The sequence below is a fragment of the Flavobacterium sp. genome, assembly GCF_027482425.1.
Lineage (GTDB): Bacteria > Bacteroidota > Bacteroidia > Flavobacteriales > Flavobacteriaceae > Flavobacterium.
Genome location: NZ_JAIXWA010000073.1, coordinates 16405 through 39944 on the forward strand (window position 1 = coordinate 16405; position 23540 = coordinate 39944).

The window sequence follows — 23540 nt, forward strand, 5'->3', positions numbered from 1 at the left end:
CAAAATTAACAACTTTGCAGGAATGAAAGTCATCGTTGCCAAATATTTAACGCCTGTTGGATTTCGGGCTCTTACTATTTTTCCTTTTGTCATCATACGTTCAAAAGAAGCCCTTGTGGATCCGCATCTGATCCATCATGAGCGCATACATATACAACAACAACGCGAATTACTTTTTGTATTTTTCTTTGTCTGGTATGGTCTCGAGTTTTTGGTTCGTTGGATGCTATTGCGCGATCGTATGGCGGCGTATCGTGCCATTTCCTTTGAACGCGAGGCTTATGCAAACGAAAACGACCCTCACTATCTCGAGCGAAGGTCGTTATTTTCATTTGTTTCTTATTTTAAAATATAATTTTTGTAGCGGTAATGATTCCGTTGGCCAATCGCGTTTGTACTAACAACGGGGTTTGGTTGCGCGTCAAATTGGGGACTTCAAATTGTGAAGCATTGATTTGATCATATTGACCAATAACACGACCCAACATATCCAAAACAGTGACGGAGGCGATCACTTCGCGGGCAGAACTTACTTGTATGGTTTCTTGTGTAACGACAGTCACTTCATCTTCAGCCTCAACGGATTGTTTCAAACCATTGTTGTAAATGATAATAAAGCGATTCAAACGCGTTCCAGCCGTCGTAGTGAAGCGGTATGGACTTACTTTTAAATTGTGTACAATGTTCAAATCTTTATCGCGGATAAAAATATCTTGATCGTTAAACATTCCATCGACTGCGGCCAAGGCAATATTGTATCGCCCTGAAGCGGGAGCATGGAAACCAACGGGTACTTCATCCATAGGGTTGAAAGGCAAAGCACGTCCTTGGATTTGATACTTTTCAGTATCGATGAGTGAAAAAATACTCAATGAACCCAAAATCGTTGTGTTGCTGTCAAAGAAGTTATCTTTTCCGTTGCTGGCACTTTGCACATAGCCCACCAAAGTACGTTCCGATTGTTGGCTACTATTTACGATATCTAGCCAGTAGCGATGGCGTTCGAGTTCAACATTTACGGGTGGTTCAATAAATGGATTAACGCGATAAAAATTGCTGTTGTCAAAAGTATTGCTTCGTAACCCATTGTTGAAAGCTACCGTATCGGTTGTTGCAGGCCCATCAATCATTTGAACAAAGAATCCCTGACCCGCGCCTACAAAATAATCGTCAGAAGCTGCTGGGCAGCAAGACGTACCTGTGAAGTTATAGGTCAAATAATCTCCTGGATTATAATTGTAGGTATAAGTATTATAAAATGGACTCGCAATTTGTGATGGTAAGGTGCCATGCGTCCAAATTTTGATGTTCCCCATGATTTTTAATCGGTTATTGAATAAAAACTGACTTGCGCGAATCGCTGAAGGGTAGGGGTTTCCAACCAAATTCCAGTTGTCGCTATAATTGGTTATTTCAGTGCCATTTAATCCCGTTTGATAAGCGGTATTCGTATTAGATCCACGCGAAATAACGGTGGTAATACTTCCATTATTAGGGACACCTGTAAAAGTGTTCACTAAAGTCTGTGGTGTCACATTGCCAAACGAATCAGGGCCGCGAACAATGTATCCTCTACCGGCAGTCATGGTGTTGCCCACTGCCATTTCCCAGTTGCCTTGTCCCCCGTTAGTATTGGTAATGGTTGGATTCCAACGCCAAATTAATCCAGAGGTGGTAGGCGCTCCAATGTTACTGGTGTTAAAACCAGCTACGGGTGATGACCAATACACATAGTCTTGTCGGCGAATGTTGGCATTGCGGGTATAGTTGATAGATCCTGTATTGGCAACATTATTTATTTGAACCAAACTTGAATTGTTATGAAGGTTAAATTGCCCCCCCGTTTCAACATTAACCCAGTCAGTTACTGTGATTGTATTGGATGCATTTACAGTTAATGTAGCCCCCGTTTGAATAATTAGATTTCCAGCAAAAGCATGGTATGAACTGCCCGAAATAATAGGATTGTTAGCAGTAATGGGAATAATCACACAATCCGTATTGTTAGGAATACTTGTGTTTGGGGTCCAATTATTGGCTTTATTCCAATCGGTATCGACCGAACCATTCCATATTTTACGATTACTGACTGTAATGGTAGCATCGTCGGTGACATCCATGATGACCCCATTACAAAACGTATAGCGAATACGAGCGGTATAGGTTGTTGTTTGGTTTGGACAAACATTGAGCGTTGGGGAGGTTCCTACTACAGACCCGGAAGTACCTGCGCCTTCAAACCAAGTTATGGTAGTGATAGATGGTCCAGCAGGCATAAAACGCCACGCTTCATTGGTAGTGGTCCAATCAGGATCCAAGGAGTTACGATTGGGGGCAACAGTTCCCACAGTTCCAGTATTATTTTGAATACCAATAACTGCATTACCGCTATTCCAAGAAGCACAAACCCGTTTTTCTTTAATATATACTTCAATAATATTGGTGTTTTCATACAAAACAATCATTCCGGTATATAATAAGTTATTACAAGTTGGCCAATACATAGGTACTTCGCTCCATCCGATAATCATAGCACGACATCCGGAAGGCATGGTTACTAATTCCCAACCTACTTCACCACCTATACTTGGGTCGATATCGTGATAAGCTCCAAATATCGTATTCAAGAAAAGGGAAGGACTGGGTAAATTAGTGCTAAAAGCAAAGTTATTATACCCTCCAGGTGTATTATTGGTAGTGTTAAACGAAACAACCCCATTGGATCCAATCAACATTTGGTTATAGGTGTTTCCATAGTAGCAGAAGTTGAAAGGTATAGATACCAAACCAGACCAAACATCATCCACGTTAATACTCACCGAATTGGCTAAACAACCAAACTGATAGGGGGGGGCATAAGGAATAGATTGAACGGTATACGATGAGGTATCGCCTAAATTTTTATAGGTAGCCTCCAAAGTGGTGCAAGTAGAAGTTCCGCAGGATGTGATAGGTGCTGGATCTAATCCGCTTAACCCTAAACCTCCAGCCACATTGGTGGGACAGCCCGTAGAGACTGTTCCAGTTCCTGTTCCGGGAGTGCAGGCTGTAGTCACACAAATGCTAAAAGTACCTTGTCCAACCCCATTGGCAAAACTATAAACTCGAATGTAATAGATTGCCCCTACAGTAAGACCTGTAAGTGTTGTTGTTTCAGTTAAGCTTCCCGTAGTGGCGTTTATACAAGCTAAAGAGGTTAACCCTAAACATGATCCACTATATACTTGAAGAACGGCATTGGCTAAAGTTCCGGGGGTTACCGTTATCGTGTGGGAAGGTTCATAAGCTTCAAAGGTATACCAAACATCATCATCGGCATTCCCTGCACAGCCAGTAGAAGAAAGTGTTGCTAAGGTTGTAGTACCATTTGTGGATAGTGTACATACAGATGTAGGATTTGTATTTAAAGCTATGGCCGTAGAACAACTATCATTAACTGGTGGGCCTGGGGTGGTCACGCAAATCCCAAAAGTACCTGAGTTAAAGTTTCCAAAAGCCCATAAGCGAATATAAAGTGTTGCACCCGGGGTTTGTCCAGTCAGATTGATGCTTGACATTAATCCGTTGGCGCTAGAATCGTCATCACAAGTTACAAGGGTCAAAGCGCCACAAGTTCCCGAATATACTGCCATTCCACTATCTGTAATGCCTCCCGTTTGTGTATCTATTGTTAAAATTCCTGAGGCAGGAACAGTCACAAGAAACCACACATCACCGCCTGCATAACTTGCACAGCCTGGTGCTGGTGGGCCTACGGAATTAGAAGCGCCAAGGGTTGAGTAAGTTGAGTAAGTACAATTCGTTGTAGGGGTAAGTGTTATGGCTCCACTACAATTATCATTGGCGGGAGGTGTCAAACAAGTTCTTGAAATTGTAAATCCGCCAGTTGTAGTTCCAGTATTCCAATGGGCAATATATACATAATAAACTGTTCCGAGTGTGGTATTAAATGTAAACGTTTCTGTCCCGCCACTTAAACCTGAATCTTGGCAAGTAATATTAGTCAAACTTCCACAGGAGCCACTAGCAATCGCCATTTCATGATCAAATCCACTATTGGCAGTTGATGATATAGTAGTGTTTAAACCGTCTCCAACAAATGTATACCAAACCCCATTATTACTCATACTACAACCTGTTCCATGATTATTCAAGTTCGTGGTTAGCGCTGTAGAACCTGCTAAATTTGTTGTACCACAAGGAAGTGATGTTGCATTACTACAAATGCTGTTTGGCGGAGAAGCATTTACGCACAAGCTAGTTAAAGTCATGTCGTTACTGCTTCCACCAACGTTGAGAACACGAATAAAGTAGGTTCCGTTATTCAAAGGAGTAGGATGAATCAAAGTCTCTGTTTGAGTACCATTTGTAGTAGTAGTATTGGCACATCGTAATTGAGTTAAGCTCCCGCAAGCCCCGGTAAGCAATTGAATAGCAATATTTCTATTGTTGCCTTGAGCAACTATGCTTACGATCTGTGGGCCTGATGTAATTGTAAATTGATACCAGCCCTCTCTTACAATTGTTCCTCCACAGTTATATCCAAGTGTTCCACTATCAATAGTAGAATCTGAAATAGAATGATTAGTAATACAAGTACCATTTACACTTACATTTGTAGCAGTTGCGCATGTAGTACCTTGTGCATTTGCATTAAACGAACACAGGAAAAGCCAAGTGAAAAAAAAGCAATTGTAAATTTGTTTCATATAATTGTGTTTTGTGCTTAAACGATTACAAATTTTCTTCAAAAAAATTGGTTTCTATGATAAAATCGACTAACTGTTAGATTTTCTGTTGAAATGCTATAACTGTGTATTTTCGCACAAATATTACTTTTTTACATACTTACTCTTTTTGAAAAATGTTGATAAACAAATAATAAATAAGTCTTTTTTTAAGTGTTTTAAAGTTTGTCATTTAAAAAAAAATGTTATTAGTACTATATTTAAAAGCAACTAAACGGAGTTACTTTTCAACGGCATCTCTATTTTTTCTTTATCTTTATCATAAGATTAGTTTAAACTAATAAAACCTTAATTTTCACTCCTTAATTGGGTATTTTTGAAATCGAAGTAACATAAGGGATGCTGAGAAAAATAGGGTATTTTGCCTAAAAAGATGCATTTCGTCGATTTTTTTGATATTTACATCGATTATAAGGAGTATATTCTTACATTTACAACATAAACTTTTTGAATATGAAAAAAATAGTACTATTATTTGTTTTTTTAGTGTCGTCTGCGACCTATGTTAGCGCACAGTTGTATGTGTCTAATAATAGCTATGTTTTCAACAAAGGTGCTTTGTTGTTTGCGCGTGGTAATTTGGAGCTTAATGGAGCCAATAGCTTATTATATTTACGAAATGAAGCCCAATTTCTCCAAGGAACTTCCGGATCTTCAACCAACAGAGGTTTGGGTCGATTATCGGTGTTTCAAGAAGGTACGAGTAATGCCTTTGCCTATAATTATTGGTGTGCTCCTGTAGGTAATGCTTCAGCTGGTTCGGGTAATGAAAATTTTGGTGTAAGTATGTTAGGTACTCCAATTTCATTAACAACTACTACCCCTGCTACTTTGTCTTCTGCAACATACAATGGGGCATCATCTGCGGGTTCTCTCACCATTGCAACCTATTGGATTTGGCGTTTTTTGTCGTCAACAAACTATTCGCAATGGGTACAATCTGCCGCTACAACCAATATTGCCCCTGGAGAAGGCTTTACCATGAAAGGGGTTTCAGGGACCGATACTACCAACCCAGGAGAATCCGTTGTAAATAATCCAGGGAATGCCCAGCGTTATGATTTTAGGGGTAAACCCAATGATGGAACTATAGTAATCAATGTTGGAAATGGAGCCTCAACACTTATGGGGAACCCCTATCCGTCTACGATTGACCTCAATTTATTTTTGAACGATCCTGCCAATTCTTCAATAGATGGAACTGCTTTGTTTTGGGAACATGATAAAACGGTCAATTCTCATAATATCGTTGACTACCGTGGAGGTTATGGCGTGTACAATGGTACCACAAGTGTGTATACCCCAGCTACATTTTATACCTATGATTTAGGAGGTAACCAAGGCTCTGTTTTCAGTTCTCCCAACAATGTTTATCAGCGTCGCTTTTCTCCTATAGGACAAGGTTTCATGGTGCGTGGTGTAACAAATGGTTCGGTCATCATGCGTAATGCACACCGAGTATTTGTTAAAGAAGGTGCCGCCAATTTCTCACAGTTTGAACGCTTGAGCAATGAATCTAATTCAGTAGGAGTTTCCAATTTTGGAAATATTCCCAATGTTGCCGGTATTGATTATACACAGTTGAGTGCCCAACCGACACCTCATTTTACCGTGAATACTTCCTTGGGAGGAAGTGCTGTTCGACAAGTCGCCTTGTGCTTTTTACCTAATGCGATTGATGGAATTGATCGTGCTGATTCTAAATCTCCAGACGCAACAGCCAACTTACCGATGGATATGTACCTAGTTTTGGAAAATGAACCTTACGTTCATGCGACTACATCTTTTGATATTAGCAAGCGAATTGATGTTGGATTCAAATGCAATGCTTCGACAACCTTTACCATGATGGTTAAAGATGTAGTGAACTTTGATATGGCGGAAGATATTTTTCTCTACGATGCAGAAACAGGATTATATCATGATATCAAGAATCAACCTTTTGCGTTTACACTTCCGTCAGGGGTAATCAATAATCGTTATCAAATTACGTTTACCGATCAAGCCCTTTCCAATGGTGAATTTAACGGAGGCCGATTGGATATTCTTCAAAATAATCAAGAACAACTTTTGGTGATCAGTAATCCAACACAATACGATCTTTCCGAAGTTAGCCTCTATGATATGCTTGGAAAAAATGTGTTCACCAAAAAAGGATTGGGTAGTCAAAATCAATATGAATTTGCTACAGGTTCGCTTTCGGAAGGAATCTACATTGCTCGTATAAAAACCATAGAAGGGCATTCGCTCAGTAAAAAAGTCGTTATCGAACGTGTTCGCTAATACCAAAGGGGCCTTAAGGCTCCTTTTTTTATGTACTTTTGTAGGATGCAAGCGATTTCTCAAAAACTCGATTTACATGAAACAATCTCCGTGACCCTTCGTCGTGAAGACCTTCTGTATCCAGAGATTTCGGGAAATAAATGGAGAAAACTAAAATACAATATCCAACACATTCTTCAAGCGGGTTTTGAAGGCGTGCTAACTTTCGGTGGCGCTCATTCCAATCATATTGCTGCAACTGCCTATGCTGCAAAAAAGTACGGTTTTAAAGCGATAGGAATAATCCGAGGTGAAGAACTCCAACAAACCAGTAAGTGGAGTCCCACCCTACAATCGGCACAGCAATGGGGCATGGAGTTGAAGTTTTTATCGCGGGAAGCTTTTCGTGTTGTAAAATCAAACCTAACTTACTGGAGCGATCGTTATCCCAATTATTTCATTTTACCCGAGGGAGGAACCGGTGATTTAGCCATTCAGGGTTGCGCAGAAATTATTTTACCCGAAGACGAACAGTACACTCATATTGTGTGTGCAGTGGGAACGGGAGGAACACTTTCTGGATTGAGTCAGGGGGCTTTTCCCCATCAAAAAATTTTAGGATTTTCGGCATTAATTGGGGATTTTTTAAGAGAAGATATTCGTAATTTTGCAAAAAAGGATAATTGGGATTTAATTCAAGCCTATACGTTTGGAGGTTACGCCAAAACAAGTCCTGAATTGATATGTTTTATCAATCAATTTTATCTGAAACATCAAGTGCCTTTGGATCCAATTTACACGGGTAAAATGATGTATGGTTTAGTTGATTTATTGGCAAACGATTATTTCCCAAAGACATCAAAAATACTAGTCATTCACACGGGAGGGTTACAAGGTATTCCCGCTATGAATGAAAGGCTCAAACAAAAAAATCAAATTACGCTTCAAATTCATGTATAAATTCATCTGTACCTTTGTCGTGTTTTTAGTTTTAACCGCTTGTGGTTCTTCGCGTCCTGTAGTTCGTACGACCAAGCCGACAGCACAATCCACAAAAACTGATCCGCGAAAAACCAAGAGACCCGTTGCAACCACTTCACCGACAACTCATTCACCTTCAAAACCGGTTCAAGTCGATCCTACTTCTGCTCCAACTTCGCAAGCGGATAAACCTACAATTGAAGTTTTAGAAGCCACCACAGCGGTAAAAGTATCGACGGCAATGGTGCTTGAATATATTGAAAAGTATAAGGAGATTGCCAAAAAAGAAATGGTCGATTACGGTATCCCTGCAAGTATCACTTTAGGACAAGGAATTTTAGAATCGGGGGCTGGAACGGGACCTCTTAGCGTTCAAGCCAACAATCATTTTGGAATCAAATGCCATAAGGAATGGAAAGGAGCTAGTGTAAGTTATGACGATGATGCGGTAGGGGAGTGCTTCCGAAAATACAGCGACCCCTTTGAGTCGTTCAAAGATCATTCGATTTTTTTGGTGACACGGGAACGCTATGCTAATTTATTTCGCTTGGATGTTGCCGACTACAAAGGCTGGGCCAAAGGTCTCAAAGCAGCAGGGTATGCCACTGATCCAGCATATCCTACCAAGTTAATTGGATTGATTGAACGCTACCAATTGCAGCGTTTTGATGTCGAAGTTCTCGGAACAAGTTCAACAACAAATACAATCAGTTCAAGCGCAACACCCCCAATTAAAAGTGAATACACGATTGAAAAACAGCATGTTGTGGTGAAAGGTGACACCTTATATTCCATTTCCAAAAAATACAGTATCCCTGTTGAAGTGTTGAAATCAAAAAATAACTTAAAAGATACTGCATTAGCCATCGGTCAAATTTTACGCATAGATTAAAATGATATACCAAAGAAGTAGTGCGCTGTTTGCAGCCGCTGAAAAAGTAATTCCTGGAGGTGTAAACTCCCCAGTACGCGCTTTCAAAGGGGTAGGAGGTACTCCAATTTTTGTTAAATCGGCTAAAGGAGCCTATTTGTATGACGAAGACGGCCATCGTTTGATTGATTACATCAATTCGTGGGGTCCCATGATTTTAGGGCATGCCTATGAACCCGTAATTAAAGCCATCAAAGAACGTGCTGAAAAAGGAACCTCTTTTGGTATGCCGACCGAGTTGGAAACTCAAATTGCGCAGCTAGCTATTGCTATGGTGCCCAATATTGATAAAATTCGTTTTGTAAATTCAGGAACAGAAGCCTGTATGAGTGCTATTCGTTTAGCCCGTGGGTTTACAAAACGCGATAAAATTATCAAATTTGCAGGGTGTTACCATGGACATTCGGATTCATTTTTAATTCAAGCCGGTAGTGGTGCAAGTACATTTGGGACTCCCAACAGCCCCGGAGTTACGCAAGGAACCGCCAAAGACACTTTATTGGCGCCGTATAATAACTTATCCGCAGTTGCCGATTTATTTGCAGCCAATCCGCAAGAAATTGCTGCGATAATTGTGGAACCTGTTGCTGGAAATATGGGGTGTGTGCCGCCTTTACCTGGATTTCTAGAAGGACTTCGTGAATTATGTTCGAAACAAGGAGCACTTTTAATTTTTGATGAAGTAATGACCGGCTTTCGACTTGCTGCTGGTGGAGTACAAGAACGCTTATCCATCGCGGCTGATATCGTTTGTTTTGGAAAAGTAATTGGAGGTGGACTTCCTGTGGGGGCTTTTGCGGCAAGAGAAGAAATTATGAATTATTTAGCTCCTGTCGGTCCTGTATATCAAGCGGGAACATTAAGCGGAAATCCTTTAGCCATGGCAGCGGGTTTGGCGATGTTGACCGCCTTACATGAGGATGTAGCTGTTTTTAATCGCATAGATCAAAAAACGGCGTATTTACATGAAGGAATAGCTACGGTTTTACAGAAAACGGGTCTGCCCCATACCATTAATCGTTTAGGGTCTATGATTTCGCTACATTTTGACGAAACTCCAGTCATTGATTTTGAAACGGCTAAAAAAGGAGATAACGAACGTTTTAAAGCATTTTTTCACGGCATGTTGCATGAAGGCATTTACATTGCTCCTTCCGCCTATGAAACGTGGTTTATCACAGATGCATTAACCTTTGAAGATTTAGATACCACCATTGAAGCGGTGGCTAAAGTAACCGCTGCATTGAAATAAAAAAAGCTCCGAATGGAGCTTTTATTTTTTATTTTATTTTCTTACCGATGAGTCGGTTAAAAAGTTCTGAATTGGCTTCCAACTGTGCCATTTGCTGGAGTGAAAGCGTTCCACGTATCTTTGCTTCTATGACACGGCTCATTTCAAGCTTTCGCTCAGCAGAAAGATTTTTATTGTCTAATACTTCGTATTTCATTTCGAAAAGTCTGAAAAAATCTTCGTGTTGATTTTCGGGTAAATTTACCGCATTAGCTAAAGCAACCAAATCGTTTTTCGCTTTGGCTTGTAGCGATAATTCTGTCTCTTGAGCCGACATGCTTAGCGTCGCAACCATACAGAAAGCAACAGCAAGGAGTAATTTTTTCATGACTTTAAATTTCTAAAAATGATAACCAAAGGTAAACTATTTTGCTAAAAATCCAAAAAAAATCAAAAGAATGAATGTTTTAGTTTTTAAACTAAAGAGAATTTTGAGGATCAGGAGTTCGTTTACGCTTTAATCAAGCTTCAAATTTTGGTATTGTGTTTCTGTGAGGATCTTCTTCATCACTACTTTAAAAGAATCTTTTTCTGCTTGTCTCTCTCGACGCTCTTGTAATTGTTATTTATCATCAATCGGCTATCGTCTTTTTTTTCTTATAATACGGCGACAAGGACTTCACGACTACGGACAACTTTTTCAATATGCAGTCTCATTTTTACCGCTTGTCCCGGTTCCAAAACGATCTCTTTCGTAAAGCGCTTATACAATACCGTCACTTTCTCTTCAAAAGTTAATTTTTGTAGCCTTCTTGATTTTTGGAGTTATACCATGGAAATATATCCCAACAAAAGGGTAACTATCACGACAATTAATGAAGATGAACTTTTAAAATTTATAGTACAAAAAGAAAATGTATTATTAATTTATCCTTTGTAAAATATGAGTCTTTGATATAATTCAGTATTCGCTTTCAAAGCTTGACGTTGCTCGTCGTTTAATCCTGAAAGTAATTTAGTCCCATAGCGCTCGTAAATTGCTTTTTTCGTCGATTCATCCGCAGCACTTTGGACTTGTTCCGCGCGCAAAATGAAAAGTTGAGTAAAACTCGTTTTTAAGTTGTCGTCTAATTTAACCACTTTTAATAAAGCCTCCATTTCGGTAGCGGCTATCTCTTTAGGTTGTAATGCAACCGTGTTTTGTTTATCTTGAGCTGAGCTCAACTGAACAGCTAAAAAAGCAAGTAATGCAAAGACAATTTTTTTCATAATGTTAGAATTTAAAAAGCGAATATAACAATATATTTTATACCATTTATAGGTTTCAAGCAATTAAGTCAAATGAACGGTTTTTGATTCACCTTCAACGATTACTTTGACCATGCCTAATTTACTTAATCCTTTCATGGCGGCATCCCATTTTTTTCCACTTAACTGAGATTTTTCTTTTAACTGAGCTAGGGGTTGTCCGTCTTCTGTTTTGAGAAGTAAGAGGATTACTTTTTCTTCTTCCGAGAGCTCAATGGCTTTCTTTTCGGGACGCATTTGCGGAAAAAACAATACTTCTTGAATGGAGGCATTGTTGGTGAGGAACATAATTAAGCGGTCCATACCAATGCCCAATCCCGAAGTGGGTGGCATGCCAAATTCAAGCGCGCGCAAAAAGTCTTGATCGATAAACATGGCTTCATCGTCTCCTTTTTCGGCCAATTTCATTTGCGCTTCAAAACGTTCCCGCTGGTCGATAGGGTCATTTAATTCAGAATAGGCATTGGCGATTTCTTTGCCGCACACCATTAATTCAAAACGTTCGGTCAATTCAGGATTGTCGCGATGCGATTTACACAAGGGCGACATTTCTTTAGGGTAATCAGTGATGAAGGTGGGTTGGATAAAATTACCTTCGCATTTTGCCCCAAAAATTTCATCGATGAGCTTTCCTTTCCCCATCGTTTCGTTGACTTCGATACCCATCGATTGGGCAGCTTCACGCAACTCTTCTTCAGATTTTCCCGTAATATCAAAGCCCGTAAATTTATGAATGGCCTCAGTCATTGAAATGCGTGCGTATGGGGCTTTGAAATCGACCGTGTGTTCTCCAAAGGTGGCTTGTGTCGTTCCATTCACTTGTAATGCGCAGTATTCCAGCAACTTTTCGGTGAATTCCATCATCCAATGGTAATCTTTGTAGGCCACATAAATTTCCATAGCTGTAAATTCAGGATTGTGGGTGCGATCCATCCCTTCATTTCGGAAATTTTTGGAAAATTCATAAACACCATCAAAACCGCCTACAATCAATCGTTTTAAATACAATTCATTGGCAATACGCATGTAAAGAGGAATGTCCAGCGAATTGTGGTGCGTAATAAACGGTCGCGCGGCAGCACCTCCTGGAATGGATTGCAAAATCGGAGTCTCTACTTCTAAATAGCCAGCATCGTTAAAAAACGTTCGCATGGCTTGAAATAGCTTGGTTCGTTTGACAAAAACCTCTTTCACCTGAGGATTCACAACCAAATCGACGTAACGCATACGATAGCGAAGTTCAGAGTCAGTAAACGCGTCGAATGTTTTTCCTTGGTCATCCGTTTTGGGCATGGGTAAGGGGCGAAGTGTTTTACTTAAAAAAGTAAATTGGTGCACCATGATTGATTTTTCCCCTACTTTAGTGTAAAACAATTCGCCTTCTACACCAATAAAATCTCCTAAATCGGTGAGTTTTCGAAAAACAGTAGTATATAATGTTTTGTCTTCGCCTGGACAAAGGGTGTCTCGGTTAAAGTACAATTGAATTCGTCCTTCACTGTCTTGTAATTCAGCAAATGCGGCTTTTCCTTGGTCACGAACACTCATTAAGCGTCCCGCAACAACCACTTTTTTGCCTTCCTCAAAGGATTCCTTGACCTGTTTAGAGGTGTGATCTACGGGGAAAAGTTGAGCAGGATAGGGGTTAATGCCTAAGTTGCGTAGTTGATTGAGTTTTTCTCTGCGAATTTGCTCTTGTTCGGACAGTTGCATAATTGGAAAATTAAGGGGTCAAAGATAATTTATTGTTTAAGAACTACCAACTGCCCTGTCGATTTAATAAACCCTTGCAAATTCATCCTCATTTTCTTGCTCCTTTGTATCTTTGTGAGATAAAAGGAACCTTCACGGGATGAATAAAGAAGTGCATTTTCAAAACTTGGGCATACGCGATTATAAAGATACATGGGATTATCAGGAAAAATTGTTTGCGGATATCGTAGCCGACAAAATGGAAAAACGAACAAATCCAGAGCAACGTACCGAAAATTATTTTTTAACCGTGTCGCATCCACATGTATATACTTTAGGGAAGAGCGGTGATTTGTCCAATCTTTTATTGAATGAAAAGCAACTGGAATCAAAAGGGGCTACCTTTTATAAAATTAATCGAGGGGGTGATATCACGTATCATGGGCCAGGGCAACTAGTAGGGTATCCTATTTTAGACTTAGAAAATTTTTTTACCGATATACATAAATATTTACGACTTCTAGAAGAAACTATAATTCTCGTTTTGGCGGAATATGGATTGAAAGGCGAACGAAGCCCTGGCGAAACCGGAGTTTGGCTCGATGTTGGAACGCCATTTGCGCGAAAAATTTGTGCCATGGGTGTTCGGGCGAGTCGTTGGGTAACCATGCATGGTTTTGCCTTAAATGTAAATACCGATTTAGGTTTTTTTGACCACATTATACCATGTGGTATTCGAGGCAAAGGCGTAACGTCATTGCATGTTGAATTGCAAAGAGTAGTCGATGAACGTGAGATAGAGCAACATATTCTACGGTATTTTTCGCAATTATTTGAAGCGAAAATAGTGACTTAAAAATCAAAGTCTAACGATAATTGGTCGGGTAAGAGGCGAAAGCTCTTCCGGTGGTAAGGCGTTATACCGTATTGGCGAATAGCATCGCGGTGCTCTTCGGTTGGATATCCCTTATTTTTATTCCATTGATACATAGGGTATTCTTCATGAATTCGATTCATATATGCATCTCTGTAGGTTTTTGCTAAAATGGAAGCTGCAGCGATGCTCAAATATTTTCCATCCCCCTTTATTATAGTTTGAAAAGGAATTTCGCCCATGGGTTTGAATCGGTTCCCGTCTACAATAATAAACTCGGGTTGCGGTGTAAGTTGAAGAATGCTTTCTTGCATGGCCTGGATTGAGGCGTTCAGTATGTTTATTTCATCAATGATTTTGGGTTCTAAATGAACTACATGGCAACTGATGGCTTCTTTTTGAATGATTGGCGCCAAAGCAGTGCGCTGTTTTTCGGTAAGTTTTTTCGAATCATTCAGAAGTGAGTTCTCAAAGTCTCTAGGCAAAATAACAGCAGCTGCGGTTACAGGGCCTGCCAAGCAACCTCTACCGGCTTCATCGGTTCCGCATTCCAAGATATAGTTCGAAAAATAGTTGGCCAACATCGTGTTAAATAAAAATTAAATTAAAGTTAACGCAACTTTTTAAAGAAGGTTGCATCTATCAAGTGGGTTGCAACCACAAAGTTATACCAAAGCCGTTGAACTTTAACAAATGTAAACGCTAATATTCCGAAGTATTATTTGTTTATTTAAGAAATTATTAAGAAGTTTGCGGAATAACTAACTCAAATAAATTTAATATGAGATCGAAGTTCAAATGGATTTTTACGCTTTTACTAGCGTTTACAATGCAGTTTTCATTTGCACAGGAGAAAACTGTTACTGGTACAGTTACCGATGGTAAGGTGTCATTACCTATGGCCAACGTAACTATTAAAGGTACCAAAAACGGGGTGCAAACCGACATGGATGGTAAATTCTCCATCAAAGCCAAACAAGGTGACGTTCTTGTAGTGTCGTACCAAGGGTATGATTCTAAAGAAGTCAAAGTAGGTGCTGCCAACAACTACGGCGTAGTGTTGAAGGAGGAGGCAAAAATCTTGGATGAAGTAGTCATCACCCAAGGGTACCGTTTGGTTACCAAAAAGACAGCAGTTGCTGCAACAGCGTCTGTGACTAACAAAACTATTGAAAACCGTCCGAATGCCAACGTGATGAACACGCTTCAAGGGCAGTTAGCTGGGGTAAACATTACAGCAAGTACAGGGCAGCCTGGTGCTAAGTCAACAGTTATCATCCGTGGGGTAGGTACTATTTCAGGTAACACTGACCCGTTGTATGTGATCGATGGTTTCCCAACCAATGCGGATAACTTCCGTTCATTGAATCCTAACGATATTTCTTCTGTTGAGGTATTGAAAGATGCTTCTGCTATTACGGAATATGGTTCTCGTGGGGCGAATGGGGTAATTGTAATTAAAACTAAAAAAGGATCTTTTGGAGATGCTAAAACAAGTTTCCGTTACACGTCTGCAGTTGGTTTTACCGAGTTGCAAACGCCACGTTATGATTATGCAGATTCTCGTCAGTTGTTAACGATTGAAAAAGCAGCTGGTGCTGGTTTGGGAGCTACCCTTACTGATGCTGAAATTGCAGCTTTCAATGTGAATACAAACTGGGTAAATGAGTTCTTTGGAAAAGGTACTTTTACTTCCCACAACTTCAATATTGAGAACAGTTCTAAAAACTTAAATTCATTTACTTCTGTTGGTTATTTTGACCAAGAAGGGGTGTTGAAAACCACAGGTTTGAAGCGTTTTACTGTACGTAACAACATTAACGGGAAATCCGATAATGAGAAGTTTAAATATATGGTAAACTCTTTCGTAGGTTTCTCAAAAAACAATGAAGCTACTAACTTAGGGGGAGGAGCAGTAAACCGTAACTATGTATTAGGGGCTTATATTTCTGCACCTTACGTATCGCCTTCTACGTACGAAAATCCACAACAATTGTTTGATTTGTATCAAGCAGATGGTACGTTGTTGTACACGCCATTGTTCTTGATCGACAAATTAAGAACCTATACGAACTTAACCGATGAAATTCGTGCCAGTGTGAATACAGAGTACTCTTACAAGTTATTGAAAGACTTAACTTTGCGTGGAAGAACTTCAGGAGAGTTGTTGCAGACTCGTTTTTCCCAGTCTGAGCATCCGATTTCTTTCAATGCTTTCTTATTCTTAGGAGCTGGTCAACAGTTTGGTGGGTTTGAAGATATGAACGCACGTCGTGAATTCCGTTTCAACCAATTATGGCAAGCAGATTATTCAAAAACGTTCGGAAAACATACTGTTGATTTAGCAGGAAGTTTAGAGTACAACCATGCTCGTGCACAAACAAACAATTTCCGTCAACGTGGTTTGAATCCTCAGACTTTTGTACCGGGTACTGGTGCAGGATATTTGGTAGATACATCCGCCAATGACTTCTATGTTCCGCAAGTCTCTGCATCTAATTTACGTTTAAACCGTATTTCTTATTTCGGGTCATTGAACTATGACTATAACAAAAAATACGGGGTAGCCTTATCGCTTCGTAGCGACCAAACAAGCCGTTTCTTGAATGCGTCTAAAGCATTTTACTCTATCGGTGGACGTTGGAATATCGATGAAGAAGCCTTCATGAAAAAATTAGAGTTTGTAAAAACATTGAAAATCCGTGGTTCTTACGGTACGGTAGGTAACGAGCGTATCATTGCTGGTACTGAGTTTGCTGGTTTAGTACCTCCAGGGTTCTTTGATGTGTATTCTGCAGCTAACAACGTTTACAACAACGGTTTAGGTTTTGGAATCAACTTCGGATATCCTGATTTACGTTGGGAAACTACCACAATTTCAAACATCGGTTTTGACTTTGAATTGTTCAAAGGAAAACGTTTACGTGGTACATTTGATTATTATACCAAAAAATCATCGGATCAATATTTGTCCAAACCAGTATCTCCTTATGTAGGAACAACAAGTATTGTACAGAATACGGATACTTTTGTTAAAAACTCTGGTATCGAATTGAACTTGGCGTACGATTTAATCAACAACCAAGATAAAGGAATGGTATTAACGCTACGTGGTAACGGAAGTATCAACAAGCAAGAAGTTGGTGGTTTAACTTCTCCAATTTTTGACGGTTCTGCTCCTGCTTATATCACTCAAAATGGAGGTATGTTGGATGAGCCTTTTGTTTATCAATATGCAGGTGTAAACCCTGACAACGGGAACATGTTGTTTGTGGCTGCTGATGGTACATTGACTGAAACGCCAACTGATGCTGATCGTAGAGCTACAGGTAAAAACAGATTGCCACAAATTCAAGGTGGTTTCGGTTTTGACTTTGACTATAAAGGTTTCTTTACTTCTGCTACTTTCACCTATGCTTTCAAAGTATGGCGTTATGACTACGATTTGAACAACTTGTATGATCCATCTAACTTAGGTCAGTTCACTGTAGGTGCTGATTTATTGAATGCATGGACTCCAACGAACACGAATACAGATGTTCCTTCGTTGACAGCTACTAACTACGGTTTCGTAGATCAGTCTGATCGTTTCTTATGGGATGCTTCATATATTCGTTTGCGTAACTTACAAGTAGGTTACCGCGTTCCTAAGAAATTCTTAGAGAAAACATTTATTCGTGACGCTTCGATTACACTTCAAGGGGAAAACTTATTCAACATTACGCGTTGGCAAGGTTTCGATCCAGAAAGTGATCGTGATGCGGATGTATACCAGTATCCAACACCAAGAATTTATACGTTAACGTTAGATGTTAGATTCTAAAAAAAAAATGAAGATGAAAAAAGTATTTTTATTATTATCCGCTTGTGCAGGTACACTTTTTGTATCCTGTGATGATAGTTTGATCGAGCCTTTTGCACCTGGTGCTTTAACTGAATCTGTTGCGATCCAAACTTCAAACGACTTGCAAGGGTTGATGAACTCTACCTATGCTAACTTGTACAACCGTGAAGACGCTGTGTTTACTTCGGTATTCACAGATGAAGCTGGTATCGGTTTTGCTAATGGTGGTCAAGGAATTACTGAGGAGTATGTTTTCTTTTTGAACTCGACTTCTGCTGCTCCAAATGCAATTTGGAATAGTATGTATTTTGCCTTATCACGTGCAAACCGTGTGATTACTTTTGCTGATCGTATTACTCCAGTAGATGCTGCAGATACTGAAAAAATTCAGCGTATTAAAGCTGAGGCTCTTGTTGTGCGTGCATTTTGTCACTTAAAGTTGATGTCTTATTTTTCAACTGATTTGAAGAATGACGGAGCTTTGGCTGCTATTTTGTCAGATCGAATCATTCCTTCTACTGAGACTAACTTGCAACGTTCTACTAACGGTGTATTTTATCAGTCAATCCACAGTGATTTAGATGCTGCTTTGACCATTTATAATGCGTTAACAACAAACCCTTATACAGGTATTGTGAGAACATATTATGCAAGTGATGTGTTGGCAAAAGCGCTAAAAGCACGTGCTTATGCATACAAAGGAGATTATACCAATGCTGAAACTTGGGCTGACAATGTAATTTCTACTTCTGGAATTACTTTGGCAAATACTACACAGTATACTCAAATTTTCTGGACTGATAACGAACCTGCAAACGTAGAGGTTATCTGGAGATTGAAAAGAACTCCTGCTCAAAATGGTCAAGGGGTAAACATGCACAACGGTTGGTGTTCGGTTCGTCCTAACGCTGCTGGTTCTCCTTTCTATGAAGTAAGTCGTTCTTTATTCAATGTAATGAATCCTACAAACATTGCTTCAGCAACTTCACCTGCAAATGGAGGTTGGCCGTTGACAGGTGCTATCAAAGATGTACGTTTCCGTACTTTAGTAGCTCCTTCATCAACTGCGGCTGCTAACTGGGATACTTCTTCAGACTATATTAATGCAGATAAGTTGATTATTCACAAATATGGTGGGGTAGGAACAGGAACAAGTACATTTGCTTCTACTGCTGCTAATGGTAATAGTAATGACTATAAACTAGTTCGTTTATCTGAAATGTATTTCATCAAAGCAGAAGCACGTGCTAATGCAAACGACCTTACAGGGGCTGCTACAGCTTTAGAAGCTGTTTTGGATGCACGTAATGCCGTTAATATGTCAGCGCCTGTATTTGCTAACGCAACTCAAGCTTGGGCTGAAATTTTAAACCAACGTCGTCTAGAGTTCTGTTTTGAAGGGTACCGCTATATCGACATAAAGCGTTTGGCTTCTTTAGCTAATTTTACCGCTTTAGATCGTCATCCTCAAGATTACTCTTCGAGCACTACAAATTATCCTGGTGCGAATCCTTCTAACTTACCAATGAACAGTTACAAGTTTACGTTCCCAATTCCAATTTCAGAAACTAATGCGAATACAGCGATTACACAAAATCCTGGTTACTAATCGTTTCTGTTAATTTCAATATAAAGACCGAAAGTTTTCTTTCGGTCTTTTTTGTTTTTATTAACGTAGGATACAAGCCATTTTTTTTATATTTGAAAAAAAAAGTTTTATGAAAAGATTATTACCTTTTTTGTTAGTAGTTGGCTCTGTATGCGCTCAGTCAGTGAATGAACGTGAAAAGATTTTGCAGAAAACAAATGCAACGAATCGAGAATCACTGACACAACAATTGACCCAACAAGAGAGCGCTAATAAGGCAGCGGTTGCGGTTTTCTTACAACAACACCCTGAAACACCCAATCCGCAAAACATACAGTTCATATTAGACGGAAAACCGATCTACTATGGGGTTGATTTTAATGCTGATTCTGTCGCTTCCTTGCGTGCAAATACAATGTATCCGGGAGGAACACTTGGATTGAATGTGACAGGAAATGGCATAACGGTTGGTATTTGGGATTCAGAAAAAGTGAGAACAACACATGTTGAACTTGCGGGTAGAGTTGTAAGTTCTGATGCAGCTACCGTTTCTAACACGCATGCCACTCACGTGGCGGGAACTATTTTAGCCAGCGGTGTAAGTACAACACGCCGAGGATTTGCTTATCAAGCTAATGGACGCACATATGATTTTAGTAGTGACATTGGTGAAATGAATGGGTTTGCAGGTGAAGGGTTCTTAGTGTCCAATCATTCTTATGGCTTAGTAGCTTCCAATTTAACCAATGCTTTTTTTGGACAATACACGTCACAATCCCAAGCCGTAGATGAAGTGATGTATAATTATCCGTATTATCAAGTCGTTAAGTCTGCGGGGAATGATCGTGCTACCAACTCTTTATCACAAGTTCAAAACAAAGCGGGATATGATTTGTTGACTGGTATGTCTTGTTCCAAGAACGTTCTGACAATTGCTGCTGTAAATCAAGTTACGTCATACAATGGACCTGAGAGTGTTGTATTTTCCTCATTTACAAACTTCGGTCCTACCGACGATGGCCGTGTGAAACCCGATTTGTCAGCTGTTGGGGTACAAGTCAACTCTTCAATAGCTACTACTGACCAAGCTTATGGTCCATTAAGCGGAACCTCAATGTCAGCTCCTGCTATTACAGGATTGATTGCCTTGTTGCAAAAACATTATAACAATTTAAATCCTGAAACCTTCATGCTTTCCTCTACCGTTCGTGCGTTACTTTGTCAATCGGTACGCGAGGCGGGTGGGAATCCAGGTCCAGATTATGAGTTTGGTTGGGGGCTAGCTGATGGGTTTAATGCGGCTCGTGTAATTTCGGGTCGAAACAGTTCGTCTATTTTAGATGAGTTGACGTTAAATAATGGACAAACATTTACGCGTACCTTTACCATCACGCAACCGCAAGATTTAAATGTTGTAGTGGGCTGGACAGATCCAGCAGGAGCCATTAATTCGACAACGGTGGCAGATAACCGTACACCTCGTTTGGTAAATAATTTAGATTTAAAAGTAATTAAAGACGGAGTTACTTACTATCCTTGGAAACTCAACCCCGAAGATGTCTATGCAGGAGCTACTAATGATTCTGACAATAACGTTGATAATTTAGAAAAAGTAGAAATTTTCAATGCAACGCCAGGTGTATATACCATTCAAGTAACGCACAAAGGTACTTTACAAGGTGGGCCACAAGATTTTTCTTTAGTGGCATCTGGAACTTCTGGCTTAAGTTTATCCAATGCTAATTTTGCTAACGATAATACTTTCTTTGTGTATCCAAATCCAGCACAAAATGAAATTCATTTCAATAACCCTAAAGGATTAAGCTTGGATGAAGTGTCTATTTTTGACATCACAGGTAAAATGGTGTTAAGTGCGCAAGGGGTTACCAACAACACGTTGGATGTATCTCGTTTACAAAGTGGAGTCTATATGGTAAAAATCGCTTCACTAGGGGCAACTTTTGTGCGGAAGTTTACCAAAAATTAATCCCAATAAAATTTATTTGAAAAGAACGCCTTCCTTTGAGGGCGTTTTTTTATCGATTTTCATGTATACGTCCAAACATTCTCTATTTTTGTGACTTCTTTGAATTCCTTTACTATGCGATTATTCTTTTTGGTTGCTTTTATGTGCATGACTTATGGTGCTTTTTCCCAACAAATTGGAGATAAGCCACCCAAGAGCATGATTAAAACCGCCGAAGATAAAGCCAAAGAAGCGGCACGAAAAGCGCCTATTGCATGGTACAAAATTTATACGGTTGAAAAAGATACGGTAATTGCCGACACTTCATTGACGCTACAACGCTATTACCAATACAACTATCTGCGTAAAGATCGTTTCGGTCACTTGCAATATCCCAATGAAGGTCAGGTGTTCAATTTATTGGATTATACACAAGCTAAATCTTCAGTATTCCCAGCTATGGGGTATCAAGCCAAACATTACGCTTTTTTAGAGGCTGAAGATATTCGGTATTACCACGTACCTACCCCATATTCTGATATTTATTTTAAAACGGTCATGGAACAAGGCCAAAATGTAGATGCCTTGGTAGCCTTAAATACCTCTAAAAATTTCAATATTTCAATTGCTTTCAAAGGGTTACGGTCGTTGGGACGCTATACCAATCAGTTGGCAAGTACCGGTAATTTTAGACTAACCTCTTCCTATCGAACTACCTCAGGGCGTTATGCGATAAATTTTCATTACACGGGACAGGATTTTTTGAATGGTGAAAATGGGGGATTAGCGAATCCTGTCGAATTTGAAAGTGGCGAAGCTATTTTTAACAATCGCGCTCGATTGCAAGTGATGCTCACCGATGCCCAGTCGGTTTTAAAAAGCAAGCGCTTCTTCTTTGATCACGCTTTTCGAGTCAATCCCAACGATAGTCAAAACAACCTCGCTGTGTTTCATCGATTTAATTACGAGCATAAGTTTTTTGAATTTAATCAAAGAACTTTAGCCACCACTGTTGAATCGGTAACCTTTAATCGTTTTGGGGATGCGGTTGTCAATGCTAATATCAATGATCATACGAATTACGACAAATTCTATAATCGCGCTGGAATAGCTTATGAAAATAAAACCTTGGGAACGGTTCGCTTTTACATCGAACATTTCTTCAACCGTTTTGGATTTCAATTAGAACGTACCGTTAACACTCTTGTTATTCCACGTAAGCGAGACGTAAATGTAGCTACCTTAGGGGGTGTTTACGAATACCGCAAAGGAAATTGGCGTGGAGCCGCTACTTTAGCCAATGCGCTTGGAACGGAAACGGTACGCTATGCCGAAGCGAAAGCGGCTTACACGTTTAACGAGCGTACGCATGTCAACTTTCAATACACGAATCAAAGTAAATTGCCCAACAACAACTTCTTATTGCATCAAAGTAGTTACGTTGCGTATAATTGGGTGAATAATTTTAGAAACGAAAAGTACAATGCATTCCAATTCGATGCGCAAACGCCTTGGCTCAATGCATCATTGCAATGGTCAAATAGTACCGACAAATTATATTTTACCGATGTTCAAAATGTAGCCAATCAACAATTAATAACACCACAACAATTTTCGGGAAGTATCAATTATCTTGCTGTAAAAGTAGCTCGTGAATTTCGTTATAAACGTTTCGGACTCGAGGCTACCGTTTTGTATCAAAATGTAACGCAAAGCCAAGCCATTCTTAACCTTCCTGAATTCACAGCACGCGGAAGTCTCTATTACCAAGACCATTGGTTCAAAAAAGCCATGTTTATCCAAACCGGAGCCAGCGTCAATTATTTTACTTCCTATTTTGCCGACGATTACAATCCTGTGCTTGGAGAGTTTTTTGTGCAAACGCAAAAGAAAATAGGAGATTTTCCCGTAGTTGATGTTTTTTTCAATGCTCGCGTACGACAAACGCGTATTTTCTTGATTGCCGAACATGTTAACGGTCTTCTCCGTAATAATGACTTTTTTGCTTCGCCCAGCATGCCCTATCGCGATTTTATTATCCGATTTGGGTTGGTTTGGAACTTTTTCCAGTAACCAAACCTCCAACGTATCATATTCACGCGTCGTTTTTTTGTT

15 protein-coding genes are annotated in these 23540 nt (G+C 39.7%); 10 read left to right on the forward strand and 5 right to left on the reverse strand.

Annotation, left to right across the window (positions count from 1 at the left end):
• Positions 1 to 22 precede the first annotated feature (22 nt).
• Positions 23 to 355 (forward strand): hypothetical protein, encoded by a 333-nt coding sequence (locus Q0037_RS10680; RefSeq protein ID WP_297518136.1) that lies wholly within the window; start codon positions 23 to 25, stop codon positions 353 to 355.
• On the opposite strand, the gene Q0037_RS10685 is transcribed toward Q0037_RS10680, so the two are convergent.
• Positions 345 to 4709, reverse strand: a complete 4365-nt coding sequence (locus Q0037_RS10685; RefSeq protein ID WP_297518139.1) for a hypothetical protein — start codon at positions 4707 to 4709, stop codon at positions 345 to 347. The two genes, Q0037_RS10680 and Q0037_RS10685, sit on opposite strands and share 11 nt — an antisense overlap.
• A gap of 492 nt (positions 4710 to 5201) precedes the next feature.
• Here Q0037_RS10685 and Q0037_RS10690 point away from each other — a divergent pair, with 492 nt between their 5' ends.
• The 4 genes from Q0037_RS10690 to hemL are packed head-to-tail and all read left to right on the forward strand — an operon-like array spanning position 5202 to position 10174.
• Positions 5202 to 7031, forward strand: coding sequence for a T9SS type A sorting domain-containing protein (locus Q0037_RS10690; protein ID WP_297518142.1), 1830 nt, complete (start codon positions 5202 to 5204; stop codon positions 7029 to 7031).
• Positions 7032 to 7076: 45 nt separating this feature from the next.
• Positions 7077 to 7970 carry a 1-aminocyclopropane-1-carboxylate deaminase/D-cysteine desulfhydrase gene (locus Q0037_RS10695; RefSeq protein ID WP_297518145.1) on the forward strand — a complete coding sequence of 298 codons (894 nt, stop codon included), beginning with the start codon at positions 7077 to 7079 and terminating at the stop codon, positions 7968 to 7970.
• Positions 7963 to 8883, forward strand: coding sequence for a glucosaminidase domain-containing protein (locus Q0037_RS10700; RefSeq protein WP_297518150.1), 921 nt, complete (start codon positions 7963 to 7965; stop codon positions 8881 to 8883). Before Q0037_RS10695 ends, Q0037_RS10700 begins: the two co-directional genes overlap by 8 nt.
• A 1-nt stretch (position 8884) precedes the next feature.
• The gene (gene hemL, locus Q0037_RS10705; RefSeq protein ID WP_297518153.1) at positions 8885 to 10174 is read left to right on the forward strand and encodes a glutamate-1-semialdehyde 2,1-aminomutase; all 1290 of its coding nucleotides are present in this window, start codon (positions 8885 to 8887) and stop codon (positions 10172 to 10174) included.
• Positions 10175 to 10202: 28 nt separating this feature from the next.
• Here the strand turns inward: hemL and Q0037_RS10710 are convergent, their stop codons facing one another.
• The 3 genes from Q0037_RS10710 to lysS all read right to left on the reverse strand — a co-directional run bounded on the left by Q0037_RS10710 (position 10203) and on the right by lysS (position 13174).
• Entirely contained in the window at positions 10203 to 10541 is a 339-nt protein-coding gene (locus tag Q0037_RS10710) for a hypothetical protein (RefSeq protein ID WP_297518156.1), read from the reverse strand.
• A 539-nt stretch (positions 10542 to 11080) separates the two neighbouring features.
• Positions 11081 to 11422 (reverse strand): hypothetical protein, encoded by a 342-nt coding sequence (locus Q0037_RS10715; protein WP_297518158.1) that lies wholly within the window; start codon positions 11420 to 11422, stop codon positions 11081 to 11083.
• Positions 11423 to 11485: 63 nt separating this feature from the next.
• Positions 11486 to 13174 (reverse strand): lysine--tRNA ligase, encoded by a 1689-nt coding sequence (gene lysS / locus Q0037_RS10720; protein WP_297518161.1) that lies wholly within the window; start codon positions 13172 to 13174, stop codon positions 11486 to 11488.
• A 139-nt stretch (positions 13175 to 13313) separates the two neighbouring features.
• Here lysS and lipB point away from each other — a divergent pair, with 139 nt between their 5' ends.
• Positions 13314 to 14009, forward strand: coding sequence for a lipoyl(octanoyl) transferase LipB (gene lipB / locus Q0037_RS10725; protein WP_297518164.1), 696 nt, complete (start codon positions 13314 to 13316; stop codon positions 14007 to 14009).
• On the opposite strand, the gene Q0037_RS10730 is transcribed toward lipB, so the two are convergent.
• A complete protein-coding gene (locus Q0037_RS10730; protein WP_297518166.1) occupies positions 14006 to 14611 on the reverse strand; it encodes a ribonuclease HII in 606 nt (201 codons plus the stop codon). The genes lipB and Q0037_RS10730 overlap by 4 nt on opposite strands.
• A gap of 197 nt (positions 14612 to 14808) precedes the next feature.
• Between Q0037_RS10730 and Q0037_RS10735 the strand changes: the two genes are divergently transcribed.
• From Q0037_RS10735 to Q0037_RS10750, 4 genes are all read left to right on the forward strand, one after another.
• Positions 14809 to 17850 carry a SusC/RagA family TonB-linked outer membrane protein gene (locus Q0037_RS10735; RefSeq protein WP_297518169.1) on the forward strand — a complete coding sequence of 1014 codons (3042 nt, stop codon included), beginning with the start codon at positions 14809 to 14811 and terminating at the stop codon, positions 17848 to 17850.
• Between the two features lie 13 nt (positions 17851 to 17863).
• The gene (locus Q0037_RS10740; RefSeq protein ID WP_297518172.1) at positions 17864 to 19480 is read left to right on the forward strand and encodes a RagB/SusD family nutrient uptake outer membrane protein; all 1617 of its coding nucleotides are present in this window, start codon (positions 17864 to 17866) and stop codon (positions 19478 to 19480) included.
• Between the two features lie 109 nt (positions 19481 to 19589).
• Positions 19590 to 21446 (forward strand): S8 family serine peptidase, encoded by a 1857-nt coding sequence (locus Q0037_RS10745; protein WP_297518175.1) that lies wholly within the window; start codon positions 19590 to 19592, stop codon positions 21444 to 21446.
• 114 nt (positions 21447 to 21560) lie between these two features.
• A complete protein-coding gene (locus Q0037_RS10750) occupies positions 21561 to 23498 on the forward strand; it encodes a putative porin (RefSeq protein ID WP_297518177.1) in 1938 nt (645 codons plus the stop codon).
• Positions 23499 to 23540 lie beyond the last annotated feature (42 nt).

What these genes read in the sequence shown, in the direction of transcription:
- Q0037_RS10750 (WP_297518177.1), top strand. Translation starts at nt 21,561, where the DNA reads ATGCGATTATTCTTTTTGGTTGCTTTTATGTGCATGACTTATGGTGCT.
- Q0037_RS10735 (WP_297518169.1), top strand. Translation starts at nt 14,809, where the DNA reads ATGAGATCGAAGTTCAAATGGATTTTTACGCTTTTACTAGCGTTTACA.
- Q0037_RS10685 (WP_297518139.1), bottom strand. Translation starts at nt 4,709, where the DNA reads ATGAAACAAATTTACAATTGCTTTTTTTTCACTTGGCTTTTCCTGTGT.
- Q0037_RS10745 (WP_297518175.1), top strand. Translation starts at nt 19,590, where the DNA reads ATGAAAAGATTATTACCTTTTTTGTTAGTAGTTGGCTCTGTATGCGCT.
- Q0037_RS10710 (WP_297518156.1), bottom strand. Translation starts at nt 10,541, where the DNA reads ATGAAAAAATTACTCCTTGCTGTTGCTTTCTGTATGGTTGCGACGCTA.
- Q0037_RS10715 (WP_297518158.1), bottom strand. Translation starts at nt 11,422, where the DNA reads ATGAAAAAAATTGTCTTTGCATTACTTGCTTTTTTAGCTGTTCAGTTG.
- Q0037_RS10695 (WP_297518145.1), top strand. Translation starts at nt 7,077, where the DNA reads ATGCAAGCGATTTCTCAAAAACTCGATTTACATGAAACAATCTCCGTG.
- hemL (WP_297518153.1), top strand. Translation starts at nt 8,885, where the DNA reads ATGATATACCAAAGAAGTAGTGCGCTGTTTGCAGCCGCTGAAAAAGTA.
- Q0037_RS10740 (WP_297518172.1), top strand. Translation starts at nt 17,864, where the DNA reads ATGAAAAAAGTATTTTTATTATTATCCGCTTGTGCAGGTACACTTTTT.
- lysS (WP_297518161.1), bottom strand. Translation starts at nt 13,174, where the DNA reads ATGCAACTGTCCGAACAAGAGCAAATTCGCAGAGAAAAACTCAATCAA.
- Q0037_RS10700 (WP_297518150.1), top strand. Translation starts at nt 7,963, where the DNA reads ATGTATAAATTCATCTGTACCTTTGTCGTGTTTTTAGTTTTAACCGCT.
- Q0037_RS10730 (WP_297518166.1), bottom strand. Translation starts at nt 14,611, where the DNA reads ATGTTGGCCAACTATTTTTCGAACTATATCTTGGAATGCGGAACCGAT.
- Q0037_RS10680 (WP_297518136.1), top strand. Translation starts at nt 23, where the DNA reads ATGAAAGTCATCGTTGCCAAATATTTAACGCCTGTTGGATTTCGGGCT.
- Q0037_RS10690 (WP_297518142.1), top strand. Translation starts at nt 5,202, where the DNA reads ATGAAAAAAATAGTACTATTATTTGTTTTTTTAGTGTCGTCTGCGACC.
- lipB (WP_297518164.1), top strand. Translation starts at nt 13,314, where the DNA reads ATGAATAAAGAAGTGCATTTTCAAAACTTGGGCATACGCGATTATAAA.